Source organism: Arthrobacter sp. 05T444, from assembly GCF_056395905.1.
Map to the genome: position 1 here is coordinate 168,040 of NZ_JBFTKK010000006.1, position 13,554 is coordinate 181,593.

The 13,554-nt window shown below is 65.1% G+C and carries 9 protein-coding genes; 4 read left to right on the plus strand and 5 right to left on the minus strand.

What is annotated here, in order from left to right; translation table 11 throughout:
• Positions 1-324 precede the first annotated feature (324 nt).
• Positions 325-1,107, minus strand: a complete 783-nt coding sequence (gene map, locus AC1DD3_RS08240; RefSeq protein WP_230120417.1) for a type I methionyl aminopeptidase — start codon at positions 1,105-1,107, stop codon at positions 325-327.
• Between the two features lie 43 nt (positions 1,108-1,150).
• Here map and AC1DD3_RS08245 point away from each other — a divergent pair, with 43 nt between their 5' ends.
• Positions 1,151-1,453 carry a helix-turn-helix domain-containing protein gene (locus tag AC1DD3_RS08245; protein ID WP_230120424.1) on the plus strand — a complete coding sequence of 101 codons (303 nt, stop codon included), beginning with the start codon at positions 1,151-1,153 and terminating at the stop codon, positions 1,451-1,453.
• Between the two features lie 154 nt (positions 1,454-1,607).
• On the opposite strand, the gene AC1DD3_RS08250 is transcribed toward AC1DD3_RS08245, so the two are convergent.
• Positions 1,608-2,543: an endonuclease/exonuclease/phosphatase family protein gene (locus tag AC1DD3_RS08250; RefSeq protein WP_476881394.1), complete on the minus strand. Its 936-nt coding sequence runs from the start codon at positions 2,541-2,543 to the stop codon at positions 1,608-1,610.
• Between the two features lie 99 nt (positions 2,544-2,642).
• Positions 2,643-3,389: a potassium channel family protein gene (locus tag AC1DD3_RS08255; RefSeq protein WP_230120435.1), complete on the minus strand. Its 747-nt coding sequence runs from the start codon at positions 3,387-3,389 to the stop codon at positions 2,643-2,645.
• A 239-nt stretch (positions 3,390-3,628) separates the two neighbouring features.
• Between AC1DD3_RS08255 and AC1DD3_RS08260 the strand changes: the two genes are divergently transcribed.
• Entirely contained in the window at positions 3,629-4,678 is a 1,050-nt protein-coding gene (locus AC1DD3_RS08260) for a glycerophosphodiester phosphodiesterase (RefSeq protein ID WP_230120436.1), read from the plus strand.
• Positions 4,679-4,779: 101 nt separating this feature from the next.
• Here AC1DD3_RS08260 and AC1DD3_RS08265 read toward each other — a convergent pair whose 3' ends face one another.
• The gene (locus tag AC1DD3_RS08265; RefSeq protein ID WP_230120438.1) at positions 4,780-5,022 is read right to left on the minus strand and encodes a hypothetical protein; all 243 of its coding nucleotides are present in this window, start codon (positions 5,020-5,022) and stop codon (positions 4,780-4,782) included.
• Positions 5,023-5,636: 614 nt separating this feature from the next.
• A complete protein-coding gene (locus tag AC1DD3_RS08270; RefSeq protein ID WP_476881395.1) occupies positions 5,637-7,331 on the minus strand; it encodes a phospholipase C in 1,695 nt (564 codons plus the stop codon).
• Positions 7,332-8,062: 731 nt separating this feature from the next.
• On the opposite strand from AC1DD3_RS08270, the gene AC1DD3_RS08275 reads away from it, so the two are divergent.
• Both AC1DD3_RS08275 and AC1DD3_RS08280 read left to right on the plus strand, forming a co-directional pair.
• The gene (locus AC1DD3_RS08275; RefSeq protein WP_476881396.1) at positions 8,063-10,849 is read left to right on the plus strand and encodes an alkaline phosphatase family protein; all 2,787 of its coding nucleotides are present in this window, start codon (positions 8,063-8,065) and stop codon (positions 10,847-10,849) included.
• Positions 10,850-11,104: 255 nt separating this feature from the next.
• On the plus strand, positions 11,105-12,772 hold the full coding sequence (locus tag AC1DD3_RS08280) for a phosphodiester glycosidase family protein (RefSeq protein WP_230120444.1): 1,668 nt from the start codon (positions 11,105-11,107) through the stop codon (positions 12,770-12,772).
• Positions 12,773-13,554 lie beyond the last annotated feature (782 nt).

Below are 13,554 nucleotides of genomic sequence, written 5' to 3' on the forward strand. Positions count from 1 at the left end.
CTCCTCGGCACCGTGGGTCTGGCCGGAGACCAGGTTCAGCCAGCGAACACGATTCGCTGAACCTGATTGTGGTCGAAATCGAAACTGACAGACGCGCGGGGTTCGGCCACGTACGGGCTCCTTAGTGGAGAAAATTTTGCGGAAGGGAAGCGGGCGGCTGAATCTGCAGCCTTTGTCATCATTTCTGTGTCCCCATCACTCGCAGAAGCCTACCTGTTGGTTGCGTCTACTGGCTGGACGATGCCGCGGCCGGGACGGAACCCTGTATGCCCCAAAGGCCGCCGTGGTTTGACGAAAAACAGCGAATTCAGGCTGGCTCCGGTCTCACGAGTGCGCCTGCGTCGTCAAGGTGAGGATTTCGGCTCCGTCGTTGGTGATAGCGATCGTGTGCTCACTGTGTGCTGTCCGGCAGCCAGTCGCACTTCGGAGCGTCCACCCGTCGGCGTCCTTAATGAGTTCAGCGGTGTCCGCCATGACCCACGGCTCCAGTGCCAGCAGCAGCCCGGGACGCAGTTCGTATCCGCGGCCGGGCCGTCCGGCGTTCGCAATGTGCGGGTCCTGATGCATCGTCGATCCGATGCCATGACCCCCGAACTCGGTGTTTATCGGGTACCCCGCCTCGCTGAGGACGGAGCCGATGGCATAGGAGATGTCGCCGATGCGAGCCCCCGGTACGGCAGCAGCTATCCCTGCGCTCAACGCGCGCTCGGTCGCGCTGATGATCGCGACGCTCGCCGGGGGCTGGGAGTCGCCCACGATGAAACTGATGGCAGAGTCTGCAGCGACTCCGCTCTTGGAGACGGCAAGGTCGAGCGTCAACAGGTCGCCGTCGGCAAGCGAGTAGTTGTGTGGCAGTCCGTGGAGCACGGCGTCGTTGACGCCCGTGCAGATGTAGTGTCCGAACGGTCCGCGACCGAAGGATGGCGCGTAGTCGACGTAACAGGACAACGCACCCGCCTCGGCGATCATGGCCTTGGCCCACCGGTCGATGTCCAGCAGGTTCGTGCCGACCGTGGCCCGGCTCTTCAGCGTCTGCAGGATGTCAGCGACCAGGGCGCCTGTCTCTTTTGCTCGGGCCACTTCGGTGGGGTTCAGGATCTCAATCATCCAATAACTATACCGGTCATATTATCCCGGTATAATCGGAGCCATGGTCAGATTGCCGCTCACATTCGACGAGGTCGAGCGCGGACAGCGCCTCGGTGCCCTGTTGCGCCGCGCCAGGGGCCAGCGCTCGATGCTCGACATCGCGCTCAATGCGCGTGTCTCACCGGAGACCCTCCGGAAGATCGAGACGGGCCGCGTAGCGACCCCTGCCTTCCCGACCATCGCTGCGATCGCCGATGTCCTCGGGCTCTCCCTCGATGTGGTGTGGACCGAGATCAATCAGCCCGAACGTGGCATTGAACCGACCATCGCTGATCACAAGACACGTGAGCGGTTAGCCTCGTAAGTCTTCCCGCAACTGCGGTGGAGGCTTCGAGCAGAGAGAAGGCATGGGCGCGGGCTCTCACCCATGCCCCCGGTCAGTACAACTACCACGGCCGCTCCGCACCACGTTGACACAATCAAACAGCCCGGGGTTGACGAAAAACATAGGGGCGACCCTAGCCGATGGTGGCGGTGACCGGTGCGTGGTCCGGGACGGTGGCGTCCCGGCGGCTGGACGGAGTGTTCCCGATCGTGGTGATGTCCTGGACGTACGCGTCAGCGCCTGCGAGGTTCTGGACCAGGGTGTGGCTGAGCAGGATGTGGTCGATGAGCTCCCGGTCGCCTCCGTGTAGGCGTGAGAACCGGTGCCCGTCAGGGATCCGCGGCGCGATGTTCCAGAGCCGGGCCGCGTCACCGGCATCGGGCCGGTCGAAGCCGGGTGTGCCCAGCTGGGATCCGTCCGGGCCGTAGAGGATCTGAGTGGTGGCCGCCAACTGCGTGTCGTTCATGTCGCCCAGGACGACGAGGTCTTGCACGCCGCCTTTCAGGATTCCGTTGGCGTAAATCCGCAGCGTCGCGGCTTCCATGGTCCGCCGGTACAGGGCATAGGCGCCGTACCGGGCCCGTTCGTCCTCGTTCCGGGGGCTGAACCGGCCGCCGGGGTAGGTGAGCAGCTTCGACTTCAGGTGCGCAGCGACCAGGTCCAGGTCGCGGCCGCCGGCCGTGGTCCTCACGTGTAGGGCTCCGCGTCCCATTGACCCGTCGGTTTCCGTGGGGGCATCACCGACCTGTACCGGCAGCAACGGGGCCGGCAGCGCGGTCACCTCCTCCACCGTGATGAGCGGAGTTTGGCTCAGGAACCCGACCCGGATCCCCCGGTGGTCCGGATGAGTCGACAAGGCAGTCTGCCACGTTCCCGGGAGCCGGCTGGCCAGATCCGCCAGGGCAGTGGGGTCCCCGACCTCCTGGACGGCGACCACGTCCGGGGCCAGGGCGCTGATCCGGTCAGCGAGGTAGGCGAGCTTCTTCTCGTAGACGTCCTGGGTGCGGGGGCCGTACTCGCCGCCGGGGCGGAAGAAGTTCTCCAGGTTCCAGGTCGTGATTACCGGCATCTCAGGGCTCCTTCAAGGGACGTCACTGACGAAACCACGCTACCGCCGCAGAATGAACGGGAAGTGTCTCAGTGGCGTCGGGACACCCGAAGCCGATCGTCAAGGCTTTTCCTCGCTACGGCCCTGGTGCGGGGACGGGCCACGGTCCTTCAACAGTTCACTCAGCTGCTCCACCTGGGCGGTGAGCTTCCGCAGCTCCTCGTGGACCGGCGCCTCGGCGGCGTCGAGCTCGGCCTGGGTTTCCTCGGCGACGGACTGCACCATCCAGGAGGCAACGGATGCGGTGACCACGCCCAGGACAGCGACGCCGCCGACCATCAGCCCGGCAGCCACGCAGCGGCCGAGGAAGGTCACCGGGTAGTGGTCGCCGTACCCGACCGTGGTGATCGTTGTCATCGCCCACCAGATAGCGTCTCCGAACGTGGTCAGGTTCGAGCCCGGCGCGTTTTCTTCGGCGTCCAGCACTCCCAGGGCGCCGGCGTAAATCAGGAGCGTGGCCGCCCCAAGGACATAGGTCAGGACCCTGCCCCGCAGCGCGTTCCCACCGACCCGGTGCATGACCCGAAGGAGGGTGACCAGCCGCAGCAGCCGCAAGGGGCGGAGCGCCGGCAGCGCCACGATGGCCAGCTCGTGCAGGTTACGGATGAACCAGCGTCCGCGCTCCCGCGCCAGAACAAGATTCATTACGTAGTCCAGAACGAACGCCGCCCAGGTGCCCCAGATCAGGACCTCAACGACCAGCAGGTCCGTGTTGGCGATGACCTGGACTGAGTAGGCTGCCAAAAATACGAGTGCCGCGACGGTCAGGGGCCATTCGGAGCGCCTCCGCCATGCTTCCTGTGTCATTGCTGAATTCTAGGGGAGGGCCTGTCGGGTCCAGGGATGCTCCCGACTGGTGGGCGGGGTCAGGGCCAGATCGCAGGGGGCCACAGCGGTCAACATACAAATTCCCCGGTCACGGCGAATGCCAGAACTGGGAGTTAACCTTCGGTTGGCCTGAAGGTGGGGTGTAGGTGGCCAGCTGTTGGCACAGGGCGGACACGGTGTCACGTGCACCTGCACACCACCAGAGTGGAGAACACCACATGCACACCCCTACGAAGCTCGGCGCTGCCGTACTCAGCGCGGCCCTGCTGCTCGCCATCCCCTCCCAGGCCATGGCTGCTGATACCAACCCGAAGGGCGGAGACAACCACTTCGACCTCCAGGCCCACCGCGGCGGCATCGGACTCACGGCCGAGTCAACACTGGCGTCCTTTGCAAAAGGGATCGAGACCGGCGTCTCGACCCTCGAGCTCGACCTCCAGATCACCAAAGACGGCCGGGAAGTCATCACCCACGACCGCAGGATCAGCGACAAGAAGTGCACCGACACCGGACCCGTCACGCCCGGAGACGCGCAGTACCCGTACGTCGGCAAGTACATCAAGGACCTCACCTTCGCGCAGGTCCGCAGCCTTGACTGCGGCAGCCTCACGCAGCCCGAGTTCCCAGGCCAGCAGGCCTCTCCCGGCGCAACGATGCCCACCCTGGCCGAGGTCTTCGCCCTCGCGGACGCCCACCACGCCAGCCAGGTGAAATTCAACATTGAAACGAAAGTGGAGGCCGGCGCGCCGGAGCAGACAGCTCCCCGTGAAGAATTCGTAAAGGTGGCATTGCGCGAAATCAGGGCCGCCAACATGCAGCACCGCGTGTCCATCGAAAGCTTTGACTGGGGTGCGCTGCGCCTGGTCCAGCAGCAGGCACCGCAGATCCCCACCGTGGCCCTGACCAACAAGGACTTCCTGCAGGCCGGCCAGCCCGGAAAGTCCCCATGGCTGGGCGGCATCGACTCCGACGACTTCGGTGGAGACCTGGTCGCCTCCGCCGCTTCCGTGGGCTTCGACGCCATCTCCCCCGTGCACGGCACGCCGCAGAACGGCACCGTCGAGGACGCCAACTACGTCCCCTACGTCACCAAAGACATGGTCACCCGCGCACACGCCGCCGGCATGCGCGTCATCCCCTGGACCGTGGACGACAAGCCGACCATGCGCGCCATGATCGCCACCGGCGTCGACGGAATGATCACCGACTACCCGAACCGCCTCCGCGAGGTCATGGCCGAGTCCGGCATGAAGCTGCCGCACAGCTAACGGTGCCCATTCGGAGCATGAACCGGGCTACTGCCCCGTCCCTGTCCGGAGGAGGTCTGGAGGCGGCCAATGCCCAATCCGCGCATCGGCCGCCTCCGCGCTTAGCCCGAGGAGGTCACCGGACCGGCCCTGCAGCAATGCCTGTCACCGGACAGCATCCGGCAGACAACGCGGATCCAAACCCTCTCCAAGGCGTCCGGCAGCTCCTCCGGGAATACGAAAGCGACATTCAGGCGCGTCTGTATCAAGGCCAAGTCATCGATGAGGTCACGCACTGCGATGTTCGGTTCGTCGGCTTCGGCGAGTTCAACCAGCAGCCAGCGGGCGCTTCGTAGCTTCCCCAATTGACGTGTTCCGTCTAGCGGGTCGACCCCGCCCGCTTCAGTTCTCCACTTCGCAGGCGCCACAAGTTCCCGGCCATGCTACCCCAGCCTGGCGCGGGCCTTGTGACGCCGGGTCCGGTGCTACTGGGGGAGGGCACCGGCCCCGACTGTTCTGGGTTCTTGGTCACCTTCAACTCCAGAACACTCAGAGTCTCCCCTGCGTCTTGGGATAAGCGCGGCCTCTAACGCTGGTGATGGCCTGGGCGTTGCCCAGATTTGGGGGTACATCGCCAAGGTTTACGCAGGGACCGTGCCGACTAGCCTCCCCGCACTCCTGGTCCGGACGGCCCCACACCCGTTAGCGTAGGAACCTGGCCTCGCCATCCAGGCCTCGGACAAAGTGGTCTAACCTGCGGAGGTCAGCGTCGGCGGTTCCTCGCAGTCCCCGTTCTGGGCCCACGTCCCCGTCGCCTCGGTACAAGGTGTGAGGCAGCAAAGCCAAGGTGGCTTCGAAGTGCGGCAGGAGTTCCTCCAGTTCACTTCCGGGGCCGGGCTGGCGCACGTGCCTACCAGACAGCAAAGGAGGAGAGCCCGTTGGGCTCCCCTCCTTTGCCTTACCGGGTGTTGACAGCCTGCTACCTGCGGTTTGGCGTGCGGGTGATGGAGGCGACTGCGCCGGTCTGTTCGTTCAGCAGCACCTTGTCGTTGCGCTGGTGGTGGAAGTTGAACATGGCGGTCATCGACCCGGCCGTCGCATCAGCGGAGGCGTCGCCGATCTGACCCGTGCTCCAGTTGTCCTCGATGAAGCGGAGGATGGAGGCCTGATCCGTTTCGGTGTGGTCGACGAAGTTTTTCTTCGCGTAGGGGGAGATGACCACGAGCGGTTGGCGCGGGCCGGGGCCGCAGCGGTCGGCGTAGCCGCCGGACATGGGAACGCCCTTGTTATAGGCATTAAGGCACCAGGCGGCGTCGTCGGGACTGTTGGAGGAGTTCTTCACCTTGGCCGCGACGTGGTCGTACCAGCCGTCGGAGTCGTCGTAGGCAAGCACGACGGCGGTGCTGTCCCAGTTCTTCGACTTCTGGACGGCGTTGACCTGCTTGGTGATGAAGTTCTGCTCATCGACCGGATCAGAGTAGGAGGCGTGGCCGTCCTGGTAGTTCGGCGCTTTGAGGAAGGACACTGCGGGCATGTTGTCGCTGTTGACGACCTTGTCGAAGTCGCTCACGTCGTACTGGTGGTTAGCCTGGCCGTTGTGGCCGATTTCCGCGTCGCTGGCCGGGGCCAGGTGGTGGGGGTTGGCCGTGGAGGCGTAGTACTGGAACGGCTGGTGGTGCGGGTTGTAGTCAGTGCTGGAGACGCCGGCGACGTTTGTGTGCGTGGCCCCGCAGGATGCCGGGCTCGTGCCTGAGGCTGCGGCCGTGGGCGTGAATCCGCCCTGGAACCAGCCCCAGCTCACTCCCTTGGCGGTGAGCAGGTCACCGATGTTCTTGCCGGTCATTCCGATGAGGTTGCTGCTTTTCGCGTGGCTGTTGTTCGAGCAGTCGTCATAGACCGGGTCCGGGTCGTTGATGACGGTGCCCACGCCGTTGGCGTCGGGGACGCGCACGGCACTGTCACTGGCCGTCGGCGTCAGGGGCTGTCCCGCGGCCGTGAACTCCTTGGCACCGTGGGTCTGGCCGGAGACCAGGTTCAGCGCGCCGGGCGTGGAGGGGCCGAAGACGGTGCTGAAGTGGTTGTCGCTCATGGAGTAGTTCTGCGCGTAGTTCCAGATCCCGGTGACGGTGTTGCCGTCGTAGTAGTCCATGGTGAGGCCGGCACGGCCGTACTGGTTGGCGCCGCACGCGTCGCGGCTGGTGAACTCCACGAACTTGTCCATCAGGCCGCCGTTGTACGCCTTTTGTTCGGCGGTGTAGGTGTGGTCCTGGTCGCAGGTGACCGCCTGGGCGGGGCTGAGCCGGGCGGGCTGGACGGCATTGGGGTTGTTTGGGGCGAGCAGGCCGTCATGGGCGAGGGTCGCGATGTTCTTCGGGGTGTCGGCCGCCGGAGTGAACCGGGCCGCGGCAGCGGCGGTGCCCTGCTGGGCTTCCCCCGCGGTGTTCGCCGCCTTGGGGTAGGTGGCGAAGTAATGATCGAAGGAGACGTTTTCTCCAAAGATCACCACGACGTGCTTGATCGGCGTCGCGGTGCCGGACGGGGGTGTTCCTTTGGCGGAGGCCGGGCTGGCACCGAGGCCCAGCAGGCCGCTGGTCAGGGTGCAGGCCGCGAGGGCCGCGGCGCCGGTGGCAAGAGCTATTCGCTTCTTGGGGAACCGCTTTGCTGGATGAGTCATGAGACCTACTACTCGTTCCTTATCGGGAGCCGGCTCTGCTTGCCGGCCTTTAGGCAGGGGCACCGGGTCCATCCGCGCCGGGTCTCCTACCGATGGGTTGGGGACAGCGAGGCCCGTGGACCAGGGGTATTGCGGCGCTGTTGGGTTCGCTCGCAGGGGCGACACTAAGTTGCCTAGGTAAACCAACTGTGAACGGCAATCAACGAAGGGAAGTCTGCTTACCGTCTTCCCACAGCGACAGGCAGGCCATCACGTGGCAAGTCCATACTGAAGACGCAAAGATGAATGAAGGCTCGGCGACTCCATACCGGACCCTCGGATGTGAAAGTCCGGGCGTAAACCCTGCAGATAGGGCCTAATCCCTGCCGCTGCTGCGATGCGACGTTTCTTTGCGGGCTTCGCGGTGCTTGCGCCCGTCTCCTCGAGAGTTTCTCGACACGGGCAGAGCTCGTAACCGGCGGCCACGTCTCTGTCCAGATCAGCAAACGTGCAAAAGCCCGTGTCGACGCGTTCTCGGTAGGCAGTAGTTGCCGGGGCGAACCTTTAACGTCACCAAAGTCGGCGATGGAATTAAGCTGAGCAGCAAAGGGAATTAAGCTGAGATCCATACGTTCATCCGCATGACAAGTAAGTCAAGAACAAACAAAAAATCCCCCAACGAGCAACCCCCCGGTCACTTCGGCCTGCGTCGGCTGTCGGCAGCCGTACTCGCTCGCAAACCGCTCTCGATCGTGGCCGCAAGCTGCATGCTTGCCCTGGTGGGCGGCGGCCTCGCCGCCGCGTCGACCATCCCATTCGGCCAGCAGCAGGTCGGAGCCCAGGACGAGAACGGGGAGCAGATCTCCTCGAACCAGGTGATCAAGCCCATCGGCGACCGTCTGATGACGCCGTTCGGCAAGATCATGGGCTCGACCGTGAGCCCCGATGGCCGCTATCTGGTCGGGACCAGCGCCGACCGGTCGGTCGCCCTGCAGGTATTTGACCTCAAGACCTACAAGCCGGTCGCTGCCGCGGGCACCCTCGCGGCCGCCTCGTTCGCGACGGCGGCGAGCAACGCGGGCTACCCGGACACGGCCTACCAGAAACTCACCGACGGTTCGGTGGGCCAGGAAGGACCGGTCTTCTCCCCCGACGGCAAGTTCCTCTACGCCCCGGTCGCCACGGGCCTCGTCCGCTACCCCTTCAACGCCGACGGTTCGCTCGGCACCGGCACGAAGATCGGCGTCCCGACCGCTGACGGCAAGAAGGCGCTGACCGCCGGCATGGCGTTCTCCCCGGACGGCTCGACCCTGTACGCGGCCGTCAACGGCCAGAACACCGTCGTGGCGATCGACCCGGCCGCGGGAACGCTCAAGCAAACCTTCAACACCGGCATCGCCCCCCGCCAGCTGAAGTTCGCCGGCACCAGGCTGTACGTTTCCAACGAGGGAGGCCGCCAGGCTGCCGCGGGCGAGGCGACGATGGGCTCCTACGGCACGCAGGTTCCCGCGGACACGTACCTGGGTACCTCCACGACCGGCACGCTCAGCGTCATCGACACGGCGAACACCTCCGCTCCGGTTTCCTCGATCGACGTCCAGCTGCACCCGACCGCGATGCACCTGGACGGCTCCACCCTGTACGTGGCGAACACCAACAGCGACACCGTCTCGGTCGTGGACACCGCGAGCAACAAGGTCCTGCAGACCATCGCGACCCAGCCGTGGGCCTCCTCGCAGGTGGGCTATGAGCCAACCGCCATCACGATGCAGGGGGACCACCTGCTGGTCTCCCTGGGCCGTGCGAACGCGATTGCGGTCTACAAGGTCAACAAGAAGGACCCGAAGGACCCCGCCAGTTACATCGGCCTGCTGCCGACCGACTACTTCCCGCAGAACGTCACCGCCGTGAACGGCCAGATCGTGGTCACCAACACCCGCGGCATCGACGCGCGCGGCCCGGAGCTGAGCTTCAACAAGGGCCCCGGCACCACGGTCGCGACCGGTCACGGCACACACTCCACCACCGCCTCGCTCACCAAATTCACCCTGCCGAACGACGAACAGATCCAGCACCACACCGAGACCGTATTCAAGCAAAACGGCTGGGACAGCAGCTCCGTGAAGGAATCGACGGCCGCAGCCGCCGCCAAGATCCCGGCCGTGGCCGTGCCCAAGCGGATCGGAGACCCGTCGACGATCAAGCACGTGTTCCTGATCGTCAAAGAGAACCGCACCTACGACCAGATCTACGGCGACATGAAGCAGGGCAACGGCGACGCCTCCCTCGCTCAGTTCGGCGCGACAGTCACCCCGAACCAGCACGCACTGGCCAACCAGTTCGGCCTGTACGACAACACCTACGACATCGGCACGAACTCGGCCGAGGGCCACAACTGGATGATGCAGGGCGACAACCCGGCCTACAGCGAGACCAGCGCAGGTGAGTACACCCGCTCCTACGACACCGAAGAGGACGTCCTGGGCCACCAGCGCTCCGGCTTCCTCTGGACGGCAATCGAGTCCGCGGGCAAGACCGCAAGGAACTACGGGGAGTTCGAGTACGGCGAGGGCAAGCCGGCCGGCGCGACCTGGCAGCAGTACTACTGCGCGGCAACGAGCACGATGGCCGGCGGCGACCCGTCCCAGCTCTTCACCCCCTCGCTCCAGATGCACGCCAGCTCGGACATCCCCTCGCTCAACGCGATCACAGACCCGAACGCGGCGCCGTTCGACACCTCGGTGCCGGACATCTACCGCTACGAGACCTGGAAGCAGGACTTCAAGAAGAACGGTCCGAAGAACTTCCAGATGACATGGCTGTCCAGCGACCACACCGGTGGCACCGCCGGCCCGCGGGCCCAGGTCGCGGACAACGACCTCGCCGTAGGCAAGATCGTCGACGAGATCTCGCACTCGAAGTACTGGAAGGACTCCGCGATCTTCATCGCTGAGGACGACAGCCAGGACGGCGCCGACCACGTCGACGGCCACCGCGCCCCGGTCCAGGTCATCAGCCCCTACGCGGTACACGGCAAGACCGTCAGCACGTTCTACTCACAGATCAACATGGTGCGGACCATCCAGCAGATCCTCGGTGCCCAGCCGCTGAACCAGAAGGTCGCCGCCGCCACCCCGATGTTCGCCGCCTTCACCAACAAAGCCGACCCGACACCGTACAAGGCGGTCCCGAACCAGGTCCCGCTGACCGAAGGCGTCAAAACCGCCCCAGCCTGCGGCACCGACACGCTCGGCAAAACCGGCGCAGCCGCCACCGCGGTGAACACCAGTGCAGCCAAAGCAGCGTCCGTCCCGGCCCCGATGCAGGACATCGCCGAACAGTGGGACACCTGGTCCAAGCAGCAGCACCTGACCGGGGAAGGCGCGAAGGAAGACTCCGCGAACCCGTACCTGTTCAACCGCTGGACCTGGTACCAGGCCCACAACTGGCAGAGCCCGTACCCGGGCGACGCCAAGATCTATGGCCCGAACAACGTGCCGGGCATCCCCGCCGGCTCGACCGGCCACGAGGACGGCTAATCCACCACTGACCGGCTGACGACCGCCGATCACCCATCGCCGGCATCCACACCAAAGCTGAAGGCCACCTCTGCGGAGGTGGCCTTCAGCTTTGGGACTCAGGAAAGATCCGAAGACTGGGGGCAGGTCCGCTCGTGCATGCCCTGTCGCCGGGGGCGTTGGAAGGTGAAACGGCGCGTGAACGGTTCGCCAAGTCTCGCTGAACAGCGCCGTTTGAGTGCCGTCGGGAGGGGCGGACCGCGATAACTTCCCAGCATGACTCTCCCCAAACAAAACGTCAGCAGGGCTGCAATCGCTGCCCTGGCCCTGGGACTCCCGGCAGCCTTCCTCACCCCCGTAGGCCCCGTCAATGCAGCCCCGACAGTATCCTCACGCCCAGCTACCGCCCCGATCAGTGCAGCCAAACTGGATCTCGGCGCCTCGGATCTGCCCGAGAAGCGCGCTGACACCACGCTGGCCCCCGGACTGACCAGGACCTCCATCACACGCGGGGCCCCTGACGCTTCCCTTTTCTGGACGGCAGAGGTCGCCATCCCCGCGAACTCCCCCGACCCGGACGCCCCTGCATCAGCACTTTCCGACCAGGTTCACGCCCAGGCAGTCGCAGCAAAGCTTCAGGCAGCAGGCATTCAGGCCCGCGTCGAACATGTGCAGTCCCCTCAGCTCGCAGATGCGGGCGGCGACCTCGGATACCGGGTGCGAGCCGGGCAGTTCCCATCCAAAGCTGACGGCACAGCCACGGTGGCACAGATCAAGGCCGCCGGCTACGCATCCTCAGTGCTGTACACCGGCTGGGACGGCGACGCCGAAACCAGCGGACAAACCCGCGGCCCGTGGAAGCTCGAAGTCCTCACTATCGACCCCAAGAAGTTCCGGGGCGAACTCAGCTCGAGCTTCGGACCCAACCTCCAGGACCGGGAAACAACCAGCGCTCTGGCCGCCGCGGACGGCGCACTGGCAGCCACGAATGGCGGTTACTTCGTGCTGGATCCCAAAGCCGGCGCCCCGGGCGACCCGGCCGGGACCGCCGTCGCCAACGGGAAAATCCTCAGCGAGCCTGTCGGCGACCGGCCTTCGCTCGTGATTGACGGCACCACGAACCGTTCCTCAGTGCAGCGGCTGCACTGGGACGGCACCGTCACGGCGCCTGGCAAGGCCAAGTTGGCGGTGGACGGCCTGAACCGTGTGCCGGGGCTGATCCGCAACTGCGGCGGGACCGACGACGCCCCAACCTCGCTCCCCGTGCACGATGCGACGTGCACTGATCCGGACGAAATCGTCGGCTTCACGCCCGAGTTCGCGGCCTCCACGCCTTCAGGGCCGGGGTTGGAAGTTGTCCTCGATGAACGGGGCACCGTCACCGCCGTCAACACTTCCCGCGGTATGGCAGTTCCCGCGCACGGGCGGACACTCCAGGCTATTGGGGCAGACGTGCAACGCCTGAAGAGCGTGGCCAAGGTCGGCACGCGGATCGAGCTCGACACGGATCTGATCAACGAACAGGGCAAGCCGCTGAAGGCCGGTTCCTCGACCGACGTCGTCAATGGTGGCCCGGTGCTAGTGTCCGGCGGCCAGGAAAAGATCACCGCAAAGCGAGACGGCATGGTCCACGCCGGCGACAGCAACAGCTTCTATTACGGCTGGGTCCACAAACGCAACCCCCGCACGATCGCCGGTGTCGATGCCCAGGGGCGCACGCTGATCGTCACCGCCGATGGACGGCAGACGACGGCACTCGGGCTGAGCATCAAGGAATCGGCCGATGTTGCCCGTTCCTTGGGAATGGTCGATGCCATCAACATGGACGGCGGCGGATCGACCACCATGGTCGTCGGCGGGAAGGTCGTGAACTCGCCCTCCGACGCGGCCGGTGAGCGACCCGTGGGTGATGCCCTTCTCGTACTCCCCCGCCGCAAGGACTGACGGCAGGGAAGACCGGAGTAGGTGCCGGCGGCGGTGCGCTAGGGCTAGACATTGCGCACCGCGGCCGGCTGCGTCCGGGCCATACCTAGGCCGGAGGGCCATGTACCCATTGAGGTAGCCGCCATCCCGGATCGATGCCATCAGCATCCACTCATCGCCTATCTCCTGGACCACGCCGTGCCGTTCCGTGCCCTTCTTGAAGGAACGGGCAATACTGACCGGCTGCAGCTGAGCCATTGACTGCTCAAGCCTGGACAGAATTTTCTTCCGTGACTGCCTCTTATGCCCCATCGGCACATCCTCACACGCCCAACGCAGTCCACCAAGGCAAGGTACTGGCGTCCGCCGCGGCGTCTACGATGCAGGAATGACAGAAGAAGAACCGTGGCAGCGCTACGACCGGGACAAGCTGCCCACGGGGTAGGCCTACCCGCTGGGCCGGATTCAGGTCAGTGCCGCCCTGGTCGCCGGGGGCGTGAGCCTGGGCAGCCTTTCCTTCAGCCGGAACGATCGGGTTAGATCAGGAGATCCTTACGTTCTGCACGCCTACTGGGCCCTCGGATTCACGGGCAAAGTACTTCGGTGCCCGAGACCCCGACATCAGCCCGGGCCACCTAAGTTAGAAAACGGCCACGCTACCGTAGAACCTCACAACCGCGCCCCCTGCACGAGTACCCCTGAAGAAGATGTGAGGCGCAGAGCTATCTGGAAGAACTTCCAAGAGCAAATCTGCGGAATGCCGCCCGACACTTTGCCAGCGAACTGAATCATAATGATCCATG